At 70.9% G+C, this 24,474-nt stretch carries 18 protein-coding genes; 4 read left to right on the top strand and 14 right to left on the bottom strand.

From position 1 onward, the window contains the following. The first annotated feature begins 6 nt into the window (after nt 1–6). A complete protein-coding gene (locus ABZ098_RS23785) occupies nt 7–1,536 on the top strand; it encodes an MFS transporter (RefSeq protein ID WP_356594215.1) in 1,530 nt (509 codons plus the stop codon). 59 nt (nt 1,537–1,595) lie between these two features. Here ABZ098_RS23785 and serA read toward each other — a convergent pair whose 3' ends face one another. The 6 genes from serA to ABZ098_RS23815 all read right to left on the bottom strand — a co-directional run bounded on the left by serA (nt 1,596) and on the right by ABZ098_RS23815 (nt 11,515). Further along, the gene (gene serA, locus ABZ098_RS23790) at nt 1,596–3,185 is read right to left on the bottom strand and encodes a phosphoglycerate dehydrogenase (protein WP_069766168.1); all 1,590 of its coding nucleotides are present in this window, start codon (nt 3,183–3,185) and stop codon (nt 1,596–1,598) included. Nucleotides 3,186–3,420: 235 nt separating this feature from the next. After that, entirely contained in the window at nt 3,421–4,419 is a 999-nt protein-coding gene (gene ilvC / locus ABZ098_RS23795; RefSeq protein ID WP_037712202.1) for a ketol-acid reductoisomerase, read from the bottom strand. A 110-nt stretch (nt 4,420–4,529) separates the two neighbouring features. After that, on the bottom strand, nt 4,530–5,057 hold the full coding sequence (gene ilvN / locus ABZ098_RS23800) for an acetolactate synthase small subunit (RefSeq protein WP_037712203.1): 528 nt from the start codon (nt 5,055–5,057) through the stop codon (nt 4,530–4,532). A 21-nt stretch (nt 5,058–5,078) separates the two neighbouring features. After that, nucleotides 5,079–6,923: an acetolactate synthase large subunit gene (locus ABZ098_RS23805; RefSeq protein WP_356594218.1), complete on the bottom strand. Its 1,845-nt coding sequence runs from the start codon at nt 6,921–6,923 to the stop codon at nt 5,079–5,081. Between the two features lie 207 nt (nt 6,924–7,130). Next, nucleotides 7,131–10,127, bottom strand: coding sequence for an EAL domain-containing protein (locus ABZ098_RS23810; protein WP_356594220.1), 2,997 nt, complete (start codon nt 10,125–10,127; stop codon nt 7,131–7,133). A gap of 437 nt (nt 10,128–10,564) precedes the next feature. Next, nucleotides 10,565–11,515 carry a 2-hydroxyacid dehydrogenase gene (locus ABZ098_RS23815; RefSeq protein ID WP_356594222.1) on the bottom strand — a complete coding sequence of 317 codons (951 nt, stop codon included), beginning with the start codon at nt 11,513–11,515 and terminating at the stop codon, nt 10,565–10,567. Nucleotides 11,516–11,590: 75 nt separating this feature from the next. Between ABZ098_RS23815 and ABZ098_RS23820 the strand changes: the two genes are divergently transcribed. Together ABZ098_RS23820 and ABZ098_RS23825 are read left to right on the top strand one after the other, a co-directional pair. Further along, on the top strand, nt 11,591–12,589 hold the full coding sequence (locus ABZ098_RS23820) for an aldo/keto reductase (RefSeq protein ID WP_356594224.1): 999 nt from the start codon (nt 11,591–11,593) through the stop codon (nt 12,587–12,589). A gap of 399 nt (nt 12,590–12,988) precedes the next feature. Beyond that, nucleotides 12,989–14,200 (top strand): PQQ-dependent sugar dehydrogenase, encoded by a 1,212-nt coding sequence (locus ABZ098_RS23825; protein ID WP_356594226.1) that lies wholly within the window; start codon nt 12,989–12,991, stop codon nt 14,198–14,200. On the opposite strand, the gene ABZ098_RS23830 is transcribed toward ABZ098_RS23825, so the two are convergent. The 7 genes from ABZ098_RS23830 to ABZ098_RS23860 form a co-directional block, all read right to left on the bottom strand. After that, nucleotides 14,193–14,402 (bottom strand): DUF6191 domain-containing protein, encoded by a 210-nt coding sequence (locus tag ABZ098_RS23830; protein WP_356594228.1) that lies wholly within the window; start codon nt 14,400–14,402, stop codon nt 14,193–14,195. The two genes, ABZ098_RS23825 and ABZ098_RS23830, sit on opposite strands and share 8 nt — an antisense overlap. Nucleotides 14,403–14,437: 35 nt before the next feature. Further along, entirely contained in the window at nt 14,438–17,497 is a 3,060-nt protein-coding gene (locus ABZ098_RS23835; protein WP_356594404.1) for an AAA family ATPase, read from the bottom strand. 140 nt (nt 17,498–17,637) lie between these two features. Next, complete coding sequence (locus tag ABZ098_RS23840; RefSeq protein ID WP_356594230.1) at nt 17,638–17,826, bottom strand: hypothetical protein; 189 nt, start codon at nt 17,824–17,826, stop codon at nt 17,638–17,640. A 196-nt stretch (nt 17,827–18,022) separates the two neighbouring features. Continuing rightward, entirely contained in the window at nt 18,023–18,604 is a 582-nt protein-coding gene (locus ABZ098_RS23845; protein WP_356594232.1) for a hypothetical protein, read from the bottom strand. Nucleotides 18,605–18,639: 35 nt separating this feature from the next. Further along, a complete protein-coding gene (locus ABZ098_RS23850; RefSeq protein ID WP_356594234.1) occupies nt 18,640–19,215 on the bottom strand; it encodes a GNAT family protein in 576 nt (191 codons plus the stop codon). After that, the gene (locus ABZ098_RS23855) at nt 19,193–21,421 is read right to left on the bottom strand and encodes an MMPL family transporter (protein WP_356594236.1); all 2,229 of its coding nucleotides are present in this window, start codon (nt 21,419–21,421) and stop codon (nt 19,193–19,195) included. The genes ABZ098_RS23850 and ABZ098_RS23855 overlap by 23 nt, the downstream gene beginning before the upstream one ends. 194 nt (nt 21,422–21,615) lie before the next feature. After that, nucleotides 21,616–21,921: a hypothetical protein gene (locus ABZ098_RS23860; RefSeq protein WP_356594238.1), complete on the bottom strand. Its 306-nt coding sequence runs from the start codon at nt 21,919–21,921 to the stop codon at nt 21,616–21,618. Nucleotides 21,922–22,061: 140 nt separating this feature from the next. Between ABZ098_RS23860 and ABZ098_RS23865 the strand changes: the two genes are divergently transcribed. Next, nucleotides 22,062–22,895, top strand: a complete 834-nt coding sequence (locus ABZ098_RS23865) for a methyltransferase domain-containing protein (RefSeq protein ID WP_356594240.1) — start codon at nt 22,062–22,064, stop codon at nt 22,893–22,895. Between the two features lie 51 nt (nt 22,896–22,946). Here ABZ098_RS23865 and gatB read toward each other — a convergent pair whose 3' ends face one another. Beyond that, nucleotides 22,947–24,461 (bottom strand): Asp-tRNA(Asn)/Glu-tRNA(Gln) amidotransferase subunit GatB, encoded by a 1,515-nt coding sequence (gene gatB, locus ABZ098_RS23870; protein ID WP_356594242.1) that lies wholly within the window; start codon nt 24,459–24,461, stop codon nt 22,947–22,949. Nucleotides 24,462–24,474: the final 13 nt, after the last annotated feature.

Here is a 24,474-nt window from a genome sequence, read left to right on the forward strand (position 1 = left end):
ACCGGCATGACGAATCCGACCCCTGCCGGTTCCCTGGCCGGCCGCCGCGAATGGACCGCTCTCGGCGTCCTGATGCTTCCGCTGCTCCTGGTCTCGATGGACGTCTCCGTCCTCTACTTCGCGATCCCGGCGATCAGCGCGGACCTGGAACCGACCGGCACCCAGCAGCTGTGGATCTTCGACATCTACGCCTTCGTCCTGGCCGGCCTGCTGATGACGATGGGCTCCCTGGGCGACCGCATCGGCCGGCGCAGGCTGCTGCTGATCGGCGCGGTCGCCTTCGGCACGGCCTCCCTCGCGGCGGCCTACGCGCACAGCGCCGAGATGCTGATCGCGGCCCGCGCGGTGCTCGGCATCGGCGGCGCGACCCTGATGCCGTCGACGATGGCGCTGATCCGCACGATGTTCGCCGACCCCGGACAGCGCGCGAAGGCGATCGGCGTGTGGTCCGGGGTGATGACGGCGGGCATCGCGCTCGGCTCGGTGATGAGCGGGGTGCTGGTCGAGTACTTCTGGTGGGGCTCGGTCTTCCTGGTCAACCTGCCCGCGATGGTGCTGCTCCTGGTCCTCGGCCCGATCCTGCTGCCCGAGTCCAAGGCTGCCTCACCCGGTCGCTTCGACTGGCTGAGCGTCCCGCTGTCGATGGCCGCGGTGCTGCCCGTCGTCTACGGCCTCAAGGAGATCCCGTCCGACGGCTGGAACGTCCGGTACGTCGTCTCGATCACCGTCGGCCTGCTCTTCGCGGCCCTGTTCGTCCACCGCCAGCGCACCAGCGCCAACCCGATGATCTCCCCGGCCCTGTTCCGAGGCCGCGGTTTCGGCCCCTCCGTCGCCCTCAACCTCGTCTCGTCGTTCGCGATGATGGGCTCGGCCTACTTCACCACGCAGTACCTGCAGTCGGTGCTCGACAAGAGCGCGCTGGAGGCGGCCCTGTGGGCACTGCTGCCCTCGGTGCCGATCGGAGCCGCGGCCCCGCTCGCGACCTCCCTGGTCCACAGGGGCGTCGACCGCGCCCACGTCGTCACCGCGGGCTTCGTGATCGGCGCGGTCGGCTACGCGCTGCTGGCCTTCACCGGCACGGACTCGATGCCGCTGGTCCTGACCGGGTGCGGAGTCCTCGCCGTCGGCGTGGTCACCGTGATCTCCCAGATCACCGACCTCGCGATGGGCAGTGCCCCGGTGGAGCGGGCCGGCTCGGCGTCCTCGCTGATGGAGACCGGCGCGGAGTTCGGCGGCGCCCTCGGGATGGCGGTCCTCGGTTCCATCGGTACGGCGGTCTACCGCCATGAGATGCCGGGTTCGGCGCCGGACGTGGCCCGCGAGACGCTGAGCGGGGCGCTGGCGGTGGCCGACCGCTTCCCGGGCCTGGCGACGACGGCCAGGGAGGCGTTCACCAGCGGGATGCAGGGGGCGGCCATCGCGGGGGCGGTGCTGCTCGCCGGGGCCGCGGTGCTGGCGGCGGCGACTCTGCGGGGAGTCGAGGTGCGGAAGGAAGCGCAGGAGCCGGAACCGCGGTCGGAGAGGTCACTCGTATGAGACGAGGCTGGGCGGGCCGAGAACCCTCGGCCCGCCCAGTCTCTTGTGGTCGTGAAACGTCAGACCAGGTTCACCGCACGGGCCGACGTCGCCCCGATCTCCTCGGCGACCTCGGTCAGCACCCCGGCGGGGACCGTGTCGTCCACGGTCAGGACCGCCAGCGCCTCGCCACCGGCGATCGCACGCGAGACCTGCATACCGGCGATGTTGATCCCGGCCTCGCCGAAGATCCGGCCGACCGTGCCGACGACACCGGGACGGTCCTCGTACTTGAGGACGACCATGTGGTCGGCGAGCGCCAGGTCCACGTCGTACTCGCCGACGGCGACGATCTTCTGGAGGTGCTTCGGGCCGGCCAGCGTGCCGGAGACCGACACCTCCTCGCCGCTGCCGAGCGTGCCGCGCACGGTGACGACGTTGCGGTGGTCGGCCGACTCCGAGCTGGTCGTCAGCCGCACCTCGACACCGCGCTCCTGCGCGAACAGCGGGGCGTTGACGTACGACACCGTCTCGGCGACGACGTCCTCGAAGACACCCTTGAGGGCGCTGAGCTCCAGCACCTTCACGTCGTGCTGGGTGATCTCGCCGTACACCTCGACGTCGAGGCGGACCGCGACCTCACCGGCGAGCGCGGTGAAGATCCGGCCGAGGCGCTCGGCGAGCGGGAGGCCCGGCTTGACGTCCTCGGCGATGACACCGCCCTGGACGTTGACCGCGTCGGGCACCAGCTCGCCGGCGAGGGCGAGGCGCACCGAGCGGGCGACGGCGATACCGGCCTTCTCCTGGGCCTCGTCGGTGGAGGCGCCGAGGTGCGGGGTGGCGACGACCTGGTCGAACTCGAACAGCGGGGAGTCCGTGCAGGGCTCCTTCGCGTACACGTCGAGACCGGCACCGGCGACCCGGCCCTCCTTGAGGGCGGAGTACAGCGCCTCCTCGTCGACGATCCCGCCACGCGCGGCGTTGACGATCCGCACGCTCGGCTTGACCTTGCGCAGCGCCTCGTCACCGATGAGGCCGACGGTCTCGGGGGTCTTGGGCAGGTGGACGGTGATGAAGTCGGAGACCTCGAGCAGCTCGTCCAGGGACAGCACCTTGACGCCCATCTGGGCGGCGCGGGCGGGCTGGATGTAGGGGTCGTAGGCCACGACCTTCATACCGAACCCGGACATGCGCTGGGCGACCAGCGCGCCGATGCGGCCCAGACCCACGACACCGAGGGTCTTCTCGGCGAGCTCCACGCCGGTGTACTTGCTGCGCTTCCACTCGCCGTTCTTCAGCGCGGCGTTGGCCTGCGGGATGTGGCGGGCGGTGGCGACGAGGAGACCGCAGGCCAGCTCGGCGGCGGTCACGATGTTCGAGGTGGGGGCGTTGACGACCATCACGCCGGCCTTGGTGGCGGCGGAGACGTCGACGTTGTCCAGGCCGACGCCGGCTCGTGCGACGACCTTCAGCTTGTTCGCGGCGGCGATGGCCTCGGCGTCCACCTTGGTGGCGGAGCGGATCAGGATCGCGTCGACGTCGGCGATGGCCGGGAGCAGTTCGGCTCGATCCGCTCCGTTGCAGTGCCGGATCTCGAAGTCCGGGCCAAGCGCGTCCACGGTCGCGGGCGACAGCTCTTCAGCGATGAGTACGACGGGTTTCGAGCTCACGTGAGTCCTCACAAGTCCATTGCGTGCGGACGGCCGTCCCGACGGCCGCAGGCGGTGGAGGTTGGCTAGCCGCGTGGAAGACGCACGACGCTGTGGGCCTGACGCGTATGTAGTACGGCAGTGTAGTGGCGCCGCGGAGGTCGTCCTGCGCCTCTGCGGAAGGATCACCCGTCCGTGACGCGACGGGTTGGACAACGGGGCCGGAGCGGTCCGCTCCGGCCCCGTAGCACGAGGCTTACGCCTCCTCGTCGACCCAGCTCATCAGCTTGCGCAGCTGCTTGCCGGTGGTCTCCAGCAGGTGCTCGGAGTCCTGCTGCTTGTACTCGTTGTACTTCTTCAGACCGCCGTGGTACTCGGCCATCCACTCACGGGCGAAGGTGCCGTCCTGGATCTCGGCGAGGACCTTCTTCATCTCGGCCTTGGTGGCGTCGGTGATGATCCGCGGGCCGGTGACGTAGTCGCCCCACTCGGCGGTCTCGGAGATCGACCAGCGCATCTTCTCCAGGCCGCCCTCGTACATGAGGTCGACGATGAGCTTCAGCTCGTGCAGGCACTCGAAGTACGCGATCTCCGGCTGGTAGCCGGCCTCGGTCAGCGTCTCGAAACCGGCCTTGACCAGCGCGGCCGTACCACCGCAGAGCACGGCCTGCTCACCGAACAGGTCGGTCTCGGTCTCCTCGGTGAAGGTCGTCTTGATGACACCCGCGCGGGTGCCGCCGATGCCCTTGGCGTACGACAGCGCGAGCGCGAAGGCGTTGCCCGACGCGTCCTGCTCGACGGCCGCGATACACGGAACGCCGCGGCCCTCCTCGTACTGGCGGCGCACCAGGTGGCCCGGGCCCTTGGGGGCGACCATGCAGACGTCGACGTTCGCCGGGGGCTTGATGAAGTCGAAGCGGATGTTCAGGCCGTGGCCGAAGAACAGCGCGTCGCCGTCGTTCAGGTTGTCCTTGATGGACTCCTCGTAGACCTGGGCCTGGATCGGGTCCGGGACCAGGATCATGATGACGTCGGCCTCGGCGGCGGCCTCGGACGGCGTCACCACGCGCAGGCCCTGCTCCTCGGCCTTGGCCTTGGACTTGGAGCCCTCGTGCAGACCGACACGCACGTCGACACCCGAGTCACGGAGCGACAGCGCGTGGGCGTGGCCCTGGCTGCCGTAACCGATGACCGCGACCTTGCGGCCCTGGATGATGGACAGGTCGGCGTCGGCGTCGTAGAACAGCTCGGCCACTTTGGGTTCTCTCCTTGTGTGCAGGTGTTGCGTCCCACCGTATGACGGCGGGGTGGAATGAAGTTTCGGGGTCTCGGCATACGGGCGGCCTGGGCCGCCCGTAGCCGGTGTCAGGCGCTGCGGTCGAGGGCGCGCAGCGAGCGGTCCGTGATCGAGCGGGCACCGCGGCCGATGGCGATGGTGCCGGACTGGACCAGCTCCTTGATGCCGAAGGGCTCCAGCATCTTCAGCATCGCGGACAGCTTGTCGCTGGAGCCGGTGGCCTCGATGGTGACGGCCTCCGGGGAGACGTCGACGGTCTTGGCGCGGAACAGCTGGACGATCTCGACGATCTGGGAGCGCGTCTCGTTGTCGGCGCGCACCTTCACCAGAACGAGTTCGCGCTGAACCGCGGAACCCGGCTCCAGTTCGACGATCTTCAGGACGTTGACGAGCTTGTTGAGCTGCTTCGTCACCTGCTCCAGCGGCAGTTCGTCGACCACGCTGACCACGATCGTGATCCGCGAGATCTCGGGGTGCTCGGTGACACCGACCGCGAGGGAGTCGATGTTGAAGCCGCGGCGGGAGAAGAGGGCGGCGATCCGGGCCAGGATGCCCGGGGTGTTCTCCACCAGGACGGAGAGCGTGTGCTTGGACATGATCTGCTTCCTTTACGGCTCTCAGTCGTCTTCGTTGTCGCCGAAGTCGGGGCGGACGTCCCGGGCGGCCATGATCTCGTCGTTGGAGGTGCCGGCGGCGACCATCGGCCACACCATCGCGTCCTCGTGGACGATGAAGTCCACGACGACGGGACGGTCGTTGATGGAGTTCGCCTCCGCGATGACCTTGTCCAGGTCCTCCGGGCGCTCGCAGCGCAGGCCCACGCAACCCATCGCCTCGGACAACTTCACGAAGTCCGGCACGCGCGTGCCCTTGGCGTCCGGGTTGATGTCCTCCGGACCGGAGTGCAGCACGGTGTTGGAGTACCGCTGGTTGTAGAAGAGGGTCTGCCACTGGCGGACCATCCCGAGGGCGCCGTTGTTGATGATGGCGACCTTGATCGGGATGTTGTTCAGGGCGCAGGTGGTCAGTTCCTGGTTGGTCATCTGGAAGCAGCCGTCGCCGTCGATCGCCCAGACGGTGTTGCCCGGCATCCCGGCCTTGGCGCCCATCGCGGCCGGGACCGCGTAGCCCATGGTCCCGGCGCCGCCGGAGTTCAGCCAGGTGGCGGGCTTCTCGTACTGGATGAAGTGCGCGGACCACATCTGGTGCTGGCCCACGCCCGCCGCGAAGATCGTGCCCTCGGGGGCGAGCTGTCCGATCCGCTCGATGACCTGCTGCGGGGACAGCGAGCCGTCGGCGGGCAGGTCGTAGCCGAGCGGGTAGGTCTCGCGCCAGCGGGACAGGTCCTTCCACCAGGCGCTGTAGTCGCCCTGGTGGCCCTCGCTGTGCTCCTTCTGGACGGCCTGGACCAGGTCGGCGATGACCTCGCGGGCGTCACCGACGATCGGCACGTCGGCGGCGCGGTTCTTGCCGATCTCGGCCGGGTCGATGTCGGCGTGGACGATCTTGGCGTGCGGGGCGAAGCTGTCCAGCTTGCCGGTGACGCGGTCGTCGAACCGGGTTCCGAGGGCGACGATCAGGTCGGCCTTCTGCAGCGCGGTGACGGCGGTGACCGAACCGTGCATGCCCGGCATTCCCACGTGCAGCGGGTGGCTGTCGGGGAATGCGCCGAGCCCCATCAGGGTGGTGGTGACGGGGGCTCCGGTGAGTTCCGCGAGGACCTTCAGCTCGGCGGTGGCGCCGGACTTGATGACACCGCCGCCGACGTAGAGGACGGGCCGCTTGGCCTGGGTGATCAGCTTGGCGCCCTCGCGGATCTGCTTGGCGTGCGGCTTGGTCACCGGGCGGTAGCCGGGCAGGTCCATCACCGGCGGCCAGGAGAAGGTCGTCTTCGCCTGGAGCGCGTCCTTGGCGATGTCGACCAGGACAGGTCCCGGGCGTCCTGTGGAGGCGATGTGGAACGCCTGCGCGATGACCCGCGGGATGTCCTCGGCCTTGGTGACGAGGAAGTTGTGCTTGGTGATCGGCATGGTGATGCCGACGATGTCCGCCTCCTGGAAGGCGTCCGTGCCGATCGCCTTGGAGGCCACCTGCCCGGTGATCGCCACGAGCGGCACCGAGTCCATGTGGGCGTCCGCGATCGGGGTGACCAGGTTGGTGGCACCGGGGCCGGAGGTCGCCATGCAGACGCCGACCTTGCCGGTGGCCTGCGCGTAACCCGTGGCCGCGTGACCCGCGCCCTGCTCGTGCCGGACCAGGACGTGCCGCACCCGGGTGGAGTCCATCAGCGGGTCGTACGCCGGAAGGATGGCACCGCCGGGAATGCCGAATACCGTCTCGGCGCCGACCTCCTCGAGAGAGCGGATGAGGGACTGCGCGCCCGTGACGTGCTCGGGGGCGGACTGCTGTCCTCCGGATCGGGGCCGCGGCTGCGGATGGGCCCCGGTGGCCTGCTCGGTCATCGTCATTCTCTTCTCGATGCTGAGGGTGTGAAGCTGAGGTGGGGAGGCTGGGCAACAAAAAACCCCTCGTGCCATAAGGCAAGCGAGGGGAGCGCGCCGGGTGGGGATCGCTGAGCGGTCTGTGGCTCAGCGTCAGCCGACGCGCTTTCCAAGTACGAGAATTCGGGTGCGCATGAGACTGACCCTCCCCCCGGCACGCACTCACTGTCAAGTGGGTGGGACGGGAGTCTCATTATGTGAGCGGAGGGACGTCCCACCACCGAGTACCGCCGTCATGCTTCCGGTGTACACCCCCGAACCGCCCCCTGCGAACGCGGGTTCGGCGGGCCCGTGCGGCACCGGATAGTGCCCCGAGGCCAGGGCCCTGAGCAGCCGGTACTCGTCCAGCGGACCCGAGAACGCCATGCCCTGCCCGTGCGTGCAGCCCATCGCGCGCAGGGCGACGACCTGTTCGGGAAGGTCCACCCCCTCGGCCACGGACTGCAGCCCGAGATCGCCGGCGATCCTGAGCAGCCCGCTGGTGATCTTGTGCAGTCGCGCGGACTCCACGACGCCCTCGACCAGGCTGCGGTCGAGCTTCAGCACGTCCACGGGGAGTCTGCGCAGGGCGTTGATCGCCGCGTAGCCGCTGCCGAAGCCGTCCAGGGCGATCCGGACGCCGACGCGCCGGAGCGCGGTCAGCCGGCGCTCCAGCTCGTCCAGGGAGACCCGGGGGTCGGTGTCGGAGAGCTCGATGACCAGGGAGCCGGACGGCAGTCCGTGCCGGGTCAGCAGGGCCTCGACGGATCCCAGGGGCAGCGAGCGGTCCAGCAGCCGCGGGGCGCTCATCCGGACCGCCACGGGCACGGTGAGCCCGTTCGCGGCCCGCTCGGCGGCCTGTTCCACGGCCTCCTCCAGGATCCAGCGGCCCAGCTCCTGCGTCTTGTCGCTGTCCTCGGCCACCCGCAGGAACTCGGCGGGCGTGAAGAGCACTCCCTGGGAGGACCGCCAGCGGGCCTGGGCGCAGACCGAGGTGATCCGGCCGTCCTCCAGGCAGACGACGGGCTGGTGCAGCAGGGCGAACTCGCCGTCGTGCAGCGCGGCACGCAGGCGCGTGGCCAGCTCCGCCTTGCGTACGACGTCCTGCTGCATCTGGGGCGCGTACAGCTCGACCCGGCCCTTGCCGCCCGCCTTGGCCCGGTACATCGCGAGGTCCGCGTTGCGCAGGAGCTCGCCCGCTCCGAGACCGGGCTCGGCGAACGCGACACCGATGGAGGCGGCGACCCGGACATCGTTGCCGTCGATGAGGTAGGGCTGCGAGAGCGTGACCCTGAGGCGGTCGGCGAGCTCCAGGATGTCGCTCTCGCGGACGGTGCGGTCACGGGTGCCGTCCCCGACGATCAGCGCGGCGAACTCGTCGCCGCCGAGCCGGGAGGCGGTGTCCCCGTACCGGACGGCGTCCTGCAGTCTGCGGGCGGCCTGGACGAGCAGTTCGTCCCCGGCCTGGTGCCCGATCGTGTCGTTGACGGCCTTGAAGCCGTCCAGGTCGATGAAGAGGACGGCCGTGCCGCGGTCGGAGGAGCGGCGGCCGGACAGGGCCTGCTGGACGCGCCGGGTGAACAGGGCGCGGTTGGGCAGGTCGGTCAGCGGGTCGTGCTCGGCGTTGTGCTGGAGCTGCGCCTGGAGGCGCACTCTTTCGGTCACGTCCCGGCTGTTGAAGATGAGGCCGCCGTGGTGGCGGTTGACGGTGGACTCGACGTTGAGCCAGCCGCCGTCGCCGGACCGGAAGCGGCACTCGATGCGGGTGGTGGGTTCTTCGAGGGGGTTGGCGGCCAGGAAGCGCCGCACCTCGTGCACCACGCAGCCGAGGTCCTCCGGGTGGATGAGACCGGCCAGCTCGGTGCCCACGAGTTCCTCGGCGGGGCGTCCGTAGACACCGGCGGCGGCCGGGGAGACGTAGCGGAGGATGCCGTTGGGCGCGGCGATCATGATGACGTCGCTGGACCCCTGCACCAGGGAGCGGAAGTGGTTCTCCTTCTGCGCGAGTTCCTGGGTGAGGGTGATGTTGTCGAGCAGCATGATGCCCTGGCGCACCACGAGGGCGAGCACGACGGTGCCGCCGGTGAGCAGCACCACCCGGTCCACGCTGCGGCCGTTGAGGACGTTGTAGAGGATGCCCAGGGTGCAGACCGCTGCGGCGAGGTACGGCGTGAGGGCGGCCAGCGACCCGGTGATGGGCCGGGTGGCCGGGTACCGGCCGTGGTCACCGCCCTGCGATCCCTGTGCGGACGGGTGGTGCTGGATCCCGAACCGCTGCCTGGGCAGGTGTTCGCGCACCACGCGCGTGTGCCCGGTCGGCCGCTGCCGGTCGCCGTCCGGGTGCCGGGACGCGGCCCAGGGGGCGTAGGCGAGGAGCAGGGATCCGGCGAACCAGCCGGCGTCCAGCAACTGGCCGGAGCGGTAGCTGTTGTGCAGCAGCGGCGAGGTGAACAGGGCGTCGCACATCACCGTCAGGGCGAGCGCGCCGATCGCGGTGTTCACCGCGGTGCGGTTGACCGCCGAGCGTCGGAAGTGCAGGGCCAGGACCATGCTGACGAGGGCGATGTCCAGCAGCGGGTAGGCCAGGGACAGCGCGGTGTGCGCGACGCTCGGCCCCTCGGACTTCGCCGCCTGGGCGAGGGCGAGGCTCCACGAGAGCGTGAGCAGCGAGCCGCCGATCAGCCAGGAGTCGAGACCGAGACAGACCCAGCCGGCCTTGGTCACCGGCCGCTTGGCGAGGACCAGCAGGCCCACGATGGCGGGCGGCGCGAAGCAGAGGAAGAACAGGTCGGCGTAGCTGGGACTGGGCACGGCCCGGCCCAGGACGACCTCGTACCACCCCCAGATGAGGTTGCCGAGCGACGCCATGGTCGAGGAGAGACCGAAGAGCAGCCAGGCGGGTCGAAAGCGGACCCGACGGTTACGGGCGTGGACGAAGCACGACACGGCGGCGGTGCCCGCCGCGGCGCTCAGCCCGAAGTCACCCATGATCAGGGCCACTTCGCGCGAGCCCCAGCCGAGCGCGGAGCCGATGGCGTATCCCGCGCACACCAGGGCGAGAAGGAGTTGGTGGACCAGGCTCGACCCGCTGCGGGGGGCCGACGGCCGGGAGGGCAGCGCCCCCCTCGCGGGCCGGGCCCGCAGCGCTCCGTCGAGGGTGGTCGTGGGAGACGGGGGCGAGGTCACCGGACCCTCCCGGTCCGCGCCGCTCCGGGGTCCCGGGGGTCCGGGTGCGCCGGGTGCGCATGCCTCCTGCGGCTGCTGTGCCTGCGGTAATGGCTGGGATGACCGCCGTGACCGGCGTGGTGGCCGCGTCTGCGCGCGGCCGTGTGCCAGGGTCGGAGCCGGCGGCCCCGCCGCGTCGGATCGTTCGTCCATAGGCCGTGCATCGCCCGTCGCCCCCCTCACAGTCTGCAATGTCCATCCCCGGCGCCGAACGGTGCGCGGCGCAGCCCCTGTCGGGACGATACACCAGTCTCGTCACTCAGGGACATAGTTCCTCTACGCTCCGTGACGACCAGCGCCGATGCGAGCACGGACCGCGTCCGAAAGGTTGCGGAGGGTACCGGAAACGGATTACACGCCTGTTGCACGCCCGCGCCCGACCATGCGTTTCGTGCGCGTCACGCGCCGCCTGAGCCCGTCGTAAGGATCACGTTGCGCAGGGGCTCCTGGTTCACATAACGGTTCAACTGGTCCACCAACAGGCGCTTGGCGCGCGGCAGGAACGCGGACGTGGGTCCTCCGACATGGGGACTGACGAGTACGCCCGGCGCCTGCCACAAGGGGTGGCCCTGGGGCAGCGGCTCGGGATCGGTGACGTCGAGGGCGGCGGTGATGCGGCCGGTCTCCAGCTCGGCGAGCAGCGCCTTGGTGTCGACGACGGGGCCGCGGGCGACGTTCACGAGGAGCGCGCCGTCCTTCATACGGGCAAGGAACTCGGCGTCGGCCAGGTGACGTGTGGTCTCGTCGAGGGGCGTGGACAGGATGACGACGTCCGCCTCGGGGAGCAGGGCGGGCAGTTCCGCGAGTGGGTGCACCGGGCCGCGCTCCGTGGTGCGAGCGGAGCGCGCGACGCGCGCCACCCGCGCGACCTCGAACGGTACGAGCCGGTCCTCGATGGCGGAGCCGATCGAGCCGTAGCCGACGATGAGGACCGTCTTGTCGGCGAGCGCGGGCCGGAACCCGCCGCGCCACTCCCCCTTGTCCTGGGCGCGCACGAAGTCGGGGATCCCGCGCAGCGAGGCGAGGACGAGAGTGAGCGTGAGTTCGGCGGTGCTCGCCTCGTGCACACCGCGCGCGTTGCACAACCGCACCCCGGGACGCAGGTGCTTCAGGCCCGGTGTCACGTTGTCGACGCCCGCCGACAGCGTCTGGACGACCTCGACGGAACTCAGGTGGGGCATCGGCCGCAGGACGACGTCCAGGGGCTTCATGTAGGGGACGACGTAGTAGGCGCAGTCGGCCGGGTCCGCCGGGAAGTCGTCCTGGCCGTTCCAGAAGCGGTAGGAGGGGCCCTCGGGGAGCCCCTCGATGTCGTCGGGCGGGATCGGAAGCCACACGTCAGCACTCATGCCCAGGAGGCTATGTCAGGCGCCTGGGAGCCCAGAGGTTAGGTTGGGGGCCGGAAGAGGGAGGGTCACGAGCAGGTGGAGCGCAGGACGATCGGCGCGGCGGCGCTCGCGGTGGGAGCCGTCGGACTCGGGTGCATGCCGATGAGCTGGGCCTACAACGGGTCGCGGCAGCGGGGCGACGAGTCGGTAAGGGCCGTGCACCGGGCGCTCGATCTTGGCTCGACGCTGCTGGACACGGCCGACATGTACGGCCCGTTCACCAACGAGCTTTTGTTGGGGCGGGTGTTGAAGGAGCGGCGCGAGGACGCGTTCGTGTCGACCAAGGTCGGTCTGCTGGTGGGCGATCAGCACATCGTGGCCAACGGCCGCCCCGGCTATGTGAGAAGAGCCTGCGACGCCTCGCTGCGACGGCTCCAGACCGATGTGATCGACCTCTACCAGTTGCACCGCGAGGATCCCGAGGTCCCGGTCGAGGAGACCTGGGGTGCGATGGCGGAGCTCGTACATGCCGGAAAGGTACGGTCGTTGGGGCTCTGCGCGATGGGGGCGCGGGGCGGGCGCCGCTCCGGAACGCGGCTGTACGACGCGACGATCCGGCAGTTGCGGCGGGTTCAGCAGGTCTTCCCGGTGAGCGCGGTGGAGGCGGAGCTGTCCGTGTGGTCGCCGGAAGCTCTGGAGACGCTGGTGCCGTGGTGCGCGGCGCGCGGCATCGGCTTCCTCGCGGCGATGCCCCTCGGCAACGGCTTCCTGACCGGCACCCTGACCCCGGGCGAGGGCTTCGAACCGGACGACGTCCGCGCCCGCCACCCCCGCTTCACCGCCGAGATGATGGCCGCGAACCAGCCGATCGTCTCCGGCCTGCGCCGCATCGCGGCCCGGCACGGCGAGGGGGTGACCCCGGCCCAGGTGGCGCTGGCGTGGGTACTGGCGCAGGGCCGCCACGTGGTGCCGGTGCCGGGCACCAAGCAGGAGCGCTGGGTGACGGAGAACGCGACGGCGGCCCGACTCCGCCTGACCGGCCAGGACCTCACGGAGGTGGCGGAACTGCCGCCGGCGCAGGGGTCGTGGGACTGACGGGACCGTCGGCGGCGTGGGGTCGGCCAGCGGAACGGCGGCGATCCGGACAGGCCGGTGGCGGGGGGGGGTGCGTCGGCACGGCCCGCCGCGGTGGGTTACGGGGAGGGTGGGGCGGCACCGTGACCGCGGTGTGTCACAGGGCAGGCTGTCGGCCGCGGTGGGTCACGGGGCAGGGAGCACTCGCCGTCACCACCCGGCCGCGGCGGGCCGGGGCAGCCGCCACGGTGAGCCTCGAACACCCCCGCCCACACCGGCCCTGCCCCACCGCCGGGCCACGCCGCCCCTCGCCAAGGCCGGTTCGCGCCCCCTGGACTGACGGCTCCCCTCGCCCCACCCACCCCACCCACCCACGCATCGGGTCCGGGAGATCGGGAACCTGGGAGGCGCGAGCGGTGTATGACAGGTAGAACCCGCCGCTTCGAAGGGACCATGATCGTGCATCGTCGAGCTGTGACGGCCGTGCTGGCCGCGACCACGCTCCTGCTGACGGCCGGCTGCTCCTCCGACGGCGGAGGAGGCGGAAGTGACGCGACCGGCGGCGACAGGGCCTCGTCGAGCAGTACGGCCTCAGGGTCCTCCCCCACCCGGCAGGCCGCGGAGGCGACCCCGCCGGCGAAGGGCTCTGTGAAGGTGGTGCGCACGGTCGCCGAGGGCCTCAAGACCCCGTGGGGCCTCGCCCCGCTCCCGGACGGCGACCTGCTCGTCTCCTCACGGGACGAGGGCACGATCACCCGGGTCGACGGAGAGTCGGGCAAGAAGACGGAGCTGGGCCAGGTCTCCGGGGTCTCCGCGGCCGGCGAGGGCGGCCTCCTGGGTATCGCGCTGTCCCCGGACTACGCCTCGGACCACATGGTCTACGCCTACTTCACCTCCGACTCGGACAACCGCGTCGTCAGGATGGTCTACGACGAGCAGAAGGCGTCCGGCGAGCAGTTGGGCGCTCCCGACACCGTCTTCAAGGGCATCCCGAAGGGCTTCATCCACAACGGCGGCCGGATCGCGTTCGGCCCGGACGGCATGCTGTACGCGGGCACGGGCGAGAGCGGCAACACCGGCCTGTCCCAGGACCGCGAGTCCCTGGGCGGCAAGATCCTGCGCCTGACCCCGGAGGGCGATCCGGCCCCGGGCAACCCCTTCCCGAACTCCCCCGTGTACTCGTACGGCCACCGCAATGTGCAGGGCCTCGCCTGGGACTCCAAACAGCGGCTGTTCGCCTCGGAGTTCGGCCAGGACACCTGGGACGAGCTGAACGCGATCAAGCCGGGCGACAACTACGGCTGGCCCACGGCCGAGGGCAAGTCCGACGACAGGAAGTTCCACAACCCGATAGCCCAGTGGCACACCGACGAGGCCTCCCCCAGCGGTGTCGCCTACGCCGAGGGCTCCCTGTGGATGGCCGGTCTGAGGGGCCAGCGCCTGTGGCGCGTCCCGTTGAAGGGCACGGCGGCCTCGGCCGAGCCTGAGGCGTTCCTGAAGGGTGAGTACGGCCGGCTGCGCACGGTGGTCTCCGCGGGCGGGGACAAGCTGTGGCTCGTCACCAGCAACACCGACGGGCGCGGCAGCCCCGAGGCGGGGGACGACAAGGTCCTGGAGATACAGGTCAGCTAGCCGGACGCTCCGCTTCGTCCTCGTCCGGTCCGCCCTCGTCCGGCTCGGGGCGGCGGACGACGACCTTCCCGGACGTGAGATCTATCGGCCCGCGTCCGGGATCGCCGTCGCCGACGTCCTCACGGGTCAGCTCCAGCCGCTTCTGCTCGTCATGGGTGTGCTTGCGGCCGGGCGCGAACAGTTCCTCGAACATGTTGAACATGCAGTCTCCCCTGCCGGTCTCCTACACCGTACGCCTCACTGTGTGATCGGCGCGTGGAGAGCCTCCTCCGGGAAGAGTCCCAGGCGGTGCGCCACCGCCGCGGCTTCTCCCCGTCCGGAGACGCCGAGCTTGGCGAGGATGTTGGACACGTGGACGCTGGCCGTCTTCGGCGAGATGAAGAGTTCCTCGGCGATCTGGCGGTTGGTGCGGCCGAGGGCGACCAGGCGCAGGACGTCATGTTCGCGGCCCGTGAGGCCGAGGGAGCGGACCGGGTCGGCACCGTCGGGCGCCGGGGCCGCGGTCAGGGCGAGGCGGGCGCGGCGGGCGAGCAGCAGCACCGCGTCGGCGAGGGGCCGGGCGCCGAGGTGGTCGGCGGCGGCGTGGGCGAGCCGCAGGAGATCGGTGGCCTGCTCCCGCTCGGGCTGCTCGGCGCCGCCGGGCGCGGACAGCAGGGCCTGGGCGAGCCGGTGGCGGACGCGGGCGAGGTCGTAGGGGCGTTCCAGGGGCTCGACGGCGCTGAGGGCCTCGTACCAGTGGTCCGGGGTGTCGGCGCACTCGGCGCGCAGCAGTTCGGCGCGCAGCCAGCGGTCGTGGGCGAGCCAGACGGGCGCGTGGGTGGCGAGGGGCCTGGCAGCCTCCCGGATGCGGTCGACGATCTTCGTGCGGCCCTGTTCGGCGACGGGCAGGCCGAGGCTGTCGGCCTCCATGGTGGCGGCGGTGAGCAGCAGGGGCCAGGCGTAGCGCTGGGTGCCCGGCGGGAAGCCGGCGTCCAGGACGCGTTCGAGTTCGGCGCGGGCGTCCAGGAGGCGGCCTTCGCCGGCGGCGATCGCGATGGTGATGTCGGCAAGGGGGAGTTCATGTTGGGGGGCCCGGTCGTGGGAGCCGAAGTAGCCGCGTGCCGAGGCGAGTTGACGTGCGGCTTCGGTCAGTTCGCCGCGGGCGAGCGAGAGTGCGGCCCGGTTGACGGCGTGGAAGCCGCGGGGCTTGGCGCTCTGGCCGACGCGTTCGGCCTGGGAGGCGGCTTCCGCGGCCTGGTCCCAGTGACCCAGCGAGTAGAGGGACTCGGCGAGGTTCCCCCAGATCCAGGCCTCCTTGTCGGAGAGGCCGTGCCGTCGTGCGTGGGTCAGCCCGTCCCGCAGGAGGTCCACGGCTTCCCGGGAGCGGCCGATGCTCTCGAGGGAGGAGGGCAGGTTGACGTAGGCGCGGCTGGCGACGCTGGGAATGCCGTCGTCGAGGGTCCGCCGCAGGACGTCGAACATCTCGTCGAGTCCGGACTCGACGCTGCCGGACTCCACCACCAGGCCGGCGAGGGTGAGTCGCGCGTTCATCTCGATCTCGCGGGCGCCGACCATGCGGGCGTACTCCACGGCGCGTTCGGCGGCGGAGAAGGCCTCGGGGCCGGGGACGTGCACATGGGACCAGTTGGCGACGGTGGACAGCACCTCGGCGTGCACCTCGGACGGCGGCAGACCGCGGACCAGGTCCTCGGCGGTGGCCAGTTCGGTCCAGCCGTCGCCGCGGGCCAGCCCTTGGACGAGATGGGAGCGCTGCACCCAGAACCAGGCCGCACGCAGCGGGTCGCCGTCGTCCTCCAGGATGTTCAGCGCCCGCTTGGTGATCTTCAGGGCGCGTTCGCGTTCACCGCCCAGCCGGCCTGCGACGGCGGCCTCGGCCATGAGGTCGAGGTAGCGCAACGGTGTGGTGGCGGGGTCGCAGCCGCAGGGAGGGTAGACCTCGGTGTAGTCGACGGGGCGCAGGGCGGCCCGGACGTTTTCGGGTGCGGTGTCCCACAGCTCCATCGCGCGTTCCAGGAGCCGGAGTTGCTCGGAGTAGGCGTGCCGGCGGCGGGCGGTGACGGAGGCGTCCAGGACGGCGGGCAGCGCCTTGGCGGCGTCATGGGCGTGGTACCAGTAGCTGGCCAGGCGCATGACGCGCTCGTCGGCGGGGACGAGCGTGGGGTCGGCCTCCAGGGCTTGGGCGTAGCGGCGGTTGAGGCGGGAGCGTTCGCCGGGCAGCAGGTCGTCGGCGACGGCCTCGCGCACCAGCGAGTGCCGGAAGCGGTAGCCGTCGCCGTCGGGCGCGGGGGTGAGGATGTTGGCGTTCACCGCGGCCCGCAGCGCCTCGATGAGATCGTCCTCGGCGAGCCCGGTGACCGCGGCCAGCAGCCGGTACTCCACGGTGGAGCCGCCCTCGGCGACGACCCGGGCGACCTTCTGGGTGCTTTCGGGCAGGCCCTCGACGCGGACCAGGAGCAGGTCGCGCAGGGAGTCGGTCAAACCGGTGCCGCAGCCCTCGGTGGCGCAGACGGCGAGTTCCTCGACGAAGAAGGCGTTGCCGTCGGAGCGTTCGAAGATCTCGTCGACCTGGGCGGGGTTCGGTTCGGTGGCGAGGATCCCGGCTATCTGGCGGCTGACCTCGTCCCGGTTGAAGCGGCCGAGTTCGATGCGGCGGACCGTGCGCAGGCGGTCGAGTTCGGCGAGCAGGGGGCGCAGCGGGTGGCGGCGGTGGATGTCGTCGGCGCGGTAGGTGGCGAGGACGACCAGACGGCCGGTGCGCAGGGTGCGGAAGAGGTAGGCCAGGAGGTGTCGGGTGGAGGCGTCGGCCCAGTGGAGGTCCTCCAGGGCGACGACGACGGTGCGCTCGGCGGCGACGCGTTCCAGGAGGCGGGCGGTGAGCTCGAAGAGGCGGGCCATGCTCTCCTCGTCGTGGCGGCCGGCGCCCCGGGCGGGGATCGCCTCGCCGACCTCGGGCAGCAGCCGGGCCAGTTCCTCCTCCTGGCCCGCGGCCGCGGCGGCCAGTTCGTCGGGCAGGGCGCGGCGCAGGGCACGCAGGGCGGTCGAGAAGGGCGCGAAGGGCAGTCCGTCGGCGCCGATCTCCACGCAGCCTCCGAGGGCGACGACCGCGCCCTGCCGGCAGGCGGCGGTGGCGAACTCCTCGACGAGCCGGGTCTTGCCGACACCGGCCTCGCCGCCGAGCAGCAACGCCTGCGGCTCGCCCGCGGCGGCGCGGGCGAGCGCTTCGTTCAGGCTGTTGAGCTCTTCGGCACGGCCGACGAACACGGGACTGACGGACCTGGTCTCCACGGGCCCGAGCATGGCACGCATGTCCGACGCCACGTCACCTGTTTTCGGGGCGGCCCCGGTATGCGGACCGGCCCCGGTTGCCGGGAGGACGGCCGCGGTGGTGGCCGCGGGGACGGGCAGAGCCGTACGGCCGTCCTCCCTCCCCCCGGCGCTCACGCCGTGCGGAGGAACCGGTGCCGCCGGGGGCGGCCGGTATGCGAATCGGTCTCCGCGGTGCGTTCGGCGGCTTCACGACGGGCGGCGCGGCGGCCGCGAAGGGTCTCGCGGACGAGCCGCTCGTGCTCGGCCTGGCGGATGAGTTCGGCGGATCGGTACTGGGAGATCTCGTACGCGGAGTACATGGTGTGGTCCTTCTCGGAGTCGGTTTCCGGCTTCGCTTTCTGCGATGCCTCCACCTTCGTCTCCGAGGGGGGTCCGCCACATCGGGAGAGTTCCGCATCTTCGGGGGCCGGAGGGGCCTTAGACGCGCGAGAGGGGCCTCAGGAGCTCCGTAAGGTACCTACGGATGCCCTGAGACCCCTCGTGACCTGCGGTTTTTCAGCCGGCGGAGGGCAGGTCCAGCAGCAGGCCGGTATACTTGAGGACGGCCAGGAGCAGGCCGATGACCCCGAGCGCGACCCCGCCCCAGGCGACGGACTTGATCCACACGGCCTGCGGCTTGCCGGGGGCGCCGAAGGCGGGCCGGGCCAGCACCCCGACACCGACGACCAGGGCGAACAGCGCGAAGACGCCGCTCCAGAGCGCGGTGGCCTTCCAGGCGTCGCCGTAGCCCTCGTCGAGGAGCTTCGCCACGTCGGAGGAGGTCGCGGTCTGCGCGTGCAGCTGTCCGATGAGCGACTGCCGTGCGGACGCGATGGTGCCGATCCAGCTGCCGGTCAGCGAGACGAAGCCGAGGGCGGCGGAGACGACGGCGCCCGCGCCTTGGCCGACGCCGGTCGGGCCCTCCTCCCGGGCGGCCTCGGGCAGCTCGTCCTCGTCGTCGGCGGTGATCTCGTCGGCGGCCGTGCTGTCCTCGGCCTCCGTCACCTCGTCGGTCTTGGCGACGCTCACCTTCTGCTCGTCGGTCGTGGCCTCGGCGCCCGTCTCGGCGCCGGTTTCGTCAGCAGTCTTCGTTCCCATGTCGGGCACCGTACGGATCCTGTCTGAGAGGGTTCTTAATGATCGTTCCGGGCAGCACGCGCGCGTGTCTCACGCCACTCGGGGGCGAGAATCGACCACATCTCGAGGTCGTGCCGTACGCCACCATAGGGGTGGGCCTGCCGACGGACTCCGTCGCGGGTCATTCCCAGGCGCCGGGCGACGTTGACGCTGGCCGTGTTCCCGGAGGCGGCGACCCATTCGATCCGGTGGATTCCGCGTTCCTCGACCACCCAGTCGATCAGCACCCGCATGGCCCGGGTGATCAGTCCGCGGCCGGTCGCGGCCGGCTCCAGCCAGCAGCCGACCTCGCAGTTGCCCTGCCCGGCGTCGAAGTTCAGGGTGAGCACCCCGCCGACGAGCTTTCCGTCCAGCCAGATGCCGTGGTAGCCGCCGGTGTCGTCGGCGCGCATCCGGGCGTAGCGCTGGAGCGTCTCGCGCGCGGAGGCCACGTCGACGACCTGGGAGCCGAAGGGGATGAACTGTCCGATGAACTCGCGGCCCCGCTCCAGGTTCGCGAGGAACTCCTCCGCGTGCCACGGCTCCAGGGGCCGCAGTTCCGCCCCGTCCTCACCCAGCGATATCGCGTACATCCCCGTCCCGCTCCTTCTCCAGCTCCTCCACGACCTCGTCCAGCCTTTCATGTGCGGCGCGGCGCTCGGGCGGTTCGATGCTGATGCGGGGCATGCGGCGGTCCAGCCAGCCCGGCAGCCACCAGTTGGCGCCGCCGAGGAGGTGCATGAGGGCGGGGACGAGAAGGGTGCGCAGGACGAAGGCGTCGAGGGCCACGGCGGCGGCCAGCGCGATGCCGAACATGGCGATGACGCGGTCGCCGCTGAGGACGAAGGCGAGGAAGACGGAGATCATGATGACCGCGGCGGAGTTGATGACCCGGCTGGTCTCGGCGAGGCCGACGCGGACGGCCCGCCGGTTGTCGCCGGTCTCCAGCCACTCCTCGTACATCCGGCTGACCAGGAAGACCTGGTAGTCCATGGAGAGCCCGAAGAGGACCGAGACCATGATCACGGGCAGGAAGGGTTCGATGGGCCCGGCGCGGCCCAGGCCGAGCAGTTCGCTCCCCCAGCCCCACTGGAAGATCGCCACGACGACTCCGAAGGCGGCGGCGACGGCGGCGACGTTCATCGCGGCGGCCTTCAGCGGGATGCCTACGGACCGGAAGGCGAGCAGGAGCAGCAGACAGCCCAGACCGATGACGACACCGACGAACAGGGGCAGCTTGCCGACGATGACGTCGGCGAAGTCGTCGTAGGAGGCGGTCATCCCGCCGACGTGGATGTCCAGGGAGGTGCCGGTCTCGGCGCGCGGCAGCACCTCGGTGCGCAGCCGGTCCACGAGCTCGCTGGTCTGCCGGGACTGCGGGGCGGACTCGGGGACGATCGTGAAGTAGGCGAGGTCGCCGCCGGTGTCGTAGGTCACCGGGGTGGTGGACGCGATGCCCTCGGTGGTGCGGATGGTGGCGTCGAGGTTGTCGAGGAGGAGCCTGTCCTCGGCTCCGTCGACACGAGTCACCAGCGTGAGCGGGCCGTTGACGCCCGGCCCGAAGCCGTCGGCGAGGAGGTCGTAGGCCTGCCGGGTGGTCGAGGGCCGCGGGTCGTTGCCCTGGTCGGAGGTGCCGAGACGCAGGCCCAGCGTGGGCAGGGCGAGGACGGTGATGACCAGCAGGGCGACGGCGCCGAGCAGCTTGGGGTGGCGTTCCACGAACGCGGACCAGCGGTGGGCGAACCCGGTCGGCAGTTCCGGCTCGGGCCCGTGCTCGGCGAGCCGGCGCCGCTCGCGTCGGCTCAGGGCGCGCATGCCGATGAGGGAGAGCAGGGCGGGCAGCAGCGTCACGGACGCGGCGACCGTGAGGACGACGGTCAGGGAGGCGGCGATCGCGACCCCGTTGAGGAAGCCGAGCCGCAGGATCAGCATGCCCAGCAGGGCGATGCACACGGTGGCGCCGGCGAAGACGACCGCGCGCCCGGTGGTGGTGACGGCGTTCTCGATGGACTCCGCGACGCTCAGCCCGCGTTTGAGGCCGCGCCGGTGTCTGGTGACGATGAAGAGCGCGTAGTCGATGCCGACGCCGAGCCCGATCAGCATGCCGAGCATGGGCGCGAAGTCGGCGACGGTCATGGCGTGCCCGAGCAGCCCGATCCCCGCGTAGGCGGTGCCCACGCCGACCAGGGCGGTGGCGATGGGCAGCAGCGAGGCGGCGAGCGAGCCGAAGGCCAGGAACAGCACGACGGCGGCCACGAGGACTCCGACGACCTCGGCGACATGGCCGCCCGAGGACTCGGTGAGGGCGATGGCGCTGCCGCCCAGCTCCACCTGGAGCCCGTCGGCCTCGGCGTCCTTGGCGGTGTCCACCACCGCCTTCGCCTCGGAGGCGTCGATGTCCTCGGCCGAGTCGGCGAAGGTGACGGTGGCGTACGCGGTGTGGCCGTCGGCGCTGACCCGGCCGGCGCCCTCGTCGTCGTACGGGCCGACCACGGCGGCCACTCCCGGCAGATCCGCGATCTTGTTCAGGGTGGCGGTCATCGTCTGCTCGACGTCGGCGTCCCGGACCGAGCCCGAGGTGACGTGCCAGACGACGGTGTCGCTGTCGCCCCCGAGGTCGGGGAAGCCGTCCTGGAGGAGCTGGGTGGCGCGGCCCGACTCGGTGCCGGGGACCTCGTAGTCGTTCGAGTACGCGGACCCTGCGACGGCGGCGCCCGCGCTCACTCCGCCGAGGGCGAGGAGCCACAGGAGGACGACGACCAGTCGTCGTCGGACACACCAGCGTGCGAGGGCTGCCACGAACGTGCTCCCAGGGGTGGTGAATTGTGGATCTTTGACCGGGAACAGTCGTTCATGAGGTGAACGGCCCGCAAAGAACGTATGAGCAATGCGTGGTCCACTCTTGCAGGCAAAAGTGATCGTTCAGCGCCATCGTGCGCTTATTCACAGGAGTGGGAGACAGATCACAGGACAGTAACGTTCACTCTGTCACGTCAGTCGAACTGGTCGCCCAGCGCCATCACCATGACGCCGGCGATCAGCAGCCACAGCGCTCGGCGGGTGCGCCCCCGGGCGCCCAGGACCGTCGCGAGCACGCACACCGCGGCGCCGAAGCCGTAGGCCGCCGGCACGAGCGCGGGGGCGGAGCCGGCCGCGCGGAGCGCCGCCGCGGCCAGACCGGCGAGGGCCAGCAGGGCGCCGGTGCCGGAGGCCGTCCAGCGGGCCCGCCTGGCGTCCAGCGCCTGGCCGTCGTAGTCCTCCTGTATGTCGGATGGCTCGGAATTCGCAGGACCGTTCATGGCGGGCGAGCGTAGCCTGTTCCGCCGAGAGAGCCCGGGCCCGTCCGGCCCCCGACCGAAGCAGGTGCGTTGTTTGAGCGTCCGACCGAGCTCCGCCGTATCCCTTTCCGTCTCTCAGGACTCAAGGAGCCCGTTCACCGATGCCGGACGACATCACCCAGGAAACCCGGAAAACCTCGAAGACCTCGCAGACCTCGGATGAGGAGCTCACCCGACGGCTGACCCAGGCCCGCTACCCCCGCAGCAACAGCTACGACGTCCGCTGGGTCATCGAGAACCAGATGGGCCCGAACGCGCTGTGGCTGCTGGAGTGGCTCGCGCCCGCCCTCGGCCTGGACACCCTGCGCCCCTGCGCCCGTGTGCTCGACCTGGGCTGCGGCCGGGCGATGACCTCCGTCTTCCTGGCCAGGGAGTACGACGTCCAGGTCACCGCCGCCGACCTGTGGGTCAGGCCGGACGAGAACGCGCGGCGCATCGCCGAGGCCGGTTTCGCCGACCGGGTGCTGCCCGTGCACACCGAGGCGCACGACCTGCCCTTCGCCGAGGGCAGCTTCGACGCGATCGTGAGCATCGACGCGTACCAGTACTTCGGCACGGCCGACCTCTACCTGCCCACGCTGACCCGGCTGCTGAAGCCGGGCGGGCGGATCGGGGTCGTGATGCCGGCGCTGCGGGAGGAGCCGGACGGCATCGAGCCGCCCGAGCATCTCAGGCAGTGGTGGCAGCCGGACTTCTGGTGCTTCCACACCGCCGACTGGTGGCGGCGCCACTGGACCCGCGGCGGGGCCGTCGAGGTCGAGACGGCCGAGTGGCAGCCGGACGGCTGGCGCGACTGGCTGCTGTGGTGCGAGGTGATCGCCGAGGAGAGCCCCGAGGAGTTCCACCGCACGATGGCCCGCGAGGTCGGCGAGATGGTCCGGGCCGACGAGGGCCGCGCGCTGGGCTTCGTACGGCTCGTGGGACGCCGCAAGTAGCCGTACGGCCCCGGAGGACATGTCCTCCGGGGCCGTACCGCGTGCTTCGGCTCAGCCTTCGCTGACGCCCAGCTTCTCCAGGATCAGCTCCTTGACGCGGGCCGCGTCGGCCTGGCCACGGGTGGCCTTCATGACCGCGCCGACCAGGGCGCCGGCCGCGGCGACCTTGCCCGAGCGGATCTTGTCGGCGATGCCGGGGTTGCCGGCGATGGCCTCGTCGACGGCGGTGCCCAGGGCGCCTTCGTCGGAGACGACCTTCAGACCGCGCTTGTCGACGACCTCGTCCGGGGTGCCTTCGCCCGCGAGAACGCCTTCGATGACCTGGCGGGCCAGCTTGTCGTTCAGATCGCCCTTCGAGACCAGCTCGGTGACCCGGGCGACCTGCGCCGGGGTGATGGCCAGTTCGTCGAGCGCCTTGCCGGACTCGTTGGCGCTGCGGGCGAGTTCGCCCATCCACCACTTGCGGGCGGAGGCCGCGTCGGCACCGGCGTCGATCGTGGCGACGATCAGGTCCAGCGCACCGGCGTTGAGGATCGCCTGCATGTCGAGCGCCGTGATGCCCCACTCCGCGACGAGGCGGTTGCGGCGTACCAGCGGCAGTTCGGGCAGGGCCGCCCGGATCTCCTCGACCCACTCGCGAGAGGGGGCCACCGGGACGAGGTCCGGCTCGGGGAAGTACCGGTAGTCCTCGGCCTCCTCCTTCACACGGCCCGAGGTCGTGGACCCCGTGTCCTCGTGGAAGTGCCGGGTCTCCTGGACGATCGTCCCGCCGGAGGAGAGCACGGCGGCGTGCCGCTGGATCTCGAAGCGGGCCGCGCGCTCCACGGAACGCAGCGAGTTGACGTTCTTCGTCTCCGAACGGGTGCCGAACTTGTCGGTGCCGTTCGGGCGCAGCGACAGGTTCACGTCGCAGCGCATCTGGCCCATCTCCATGCGGGCCTCGGAGACGCCGAGCGCCTTGATGACCTCGCGCAACTCACGGACGTACGCCTTGGCGACCTCGGGAGCGCGTTCGCCGGCGCCCTCGATCGGCTTGGTGACGATCTCGATGAGCGGGATGCCGGCGCGGTTGTAGTCGAGGAGCGAGTGCGAGGCGCCGTGGATACGGCCCGTCGCGCCGCCCACGTGGGTCGACTTGCCGGTGTCCTCCTCCATGTGGGCGCGCTCGATCTCCACGCGGAAGGTCTCGCCGTCCTCCAGCTGGACGTCGAGGTAGCCGTTGAAGGCGATCGGCTCGTCGTACTGGGAGGTCTGGAAGTTCTTCGGCATGTCCGGATAGAAGTAGTTCTTCCGGGCGAAACGGCACCACTCGGCGATCTCGCAGTTCAGCGCGAGACCGATCTTGATCGCCGACTCCACGCCGGTCGCGTTGACGACCGGGAGCGCGCCGGGCAGGCCGAGACAGACGGGGCAGGTCTGCGTGTTGGCGTCCTGACCGAGCTCGGTCGAACAGCCGCAGAACATCTTGGTCTTGGTGCCGAGTTCGACATGGACCTCAAGGCCCATGACGGGGTCGTACGACGCGAGAGCGTCCTCGTACGACACCAGGTCGGTCGTGGTGGTCACGGTGTAACTTCCC

The sequence above is a fragment of the Streptomyces sp. NPDC006335 genome, from assembly GCF_040612795.1.
GTDB lineage: Bacteria > Actinomycetota > Actinomycetes > Streptomycetales > Streptomycetaceae > Streptomyces.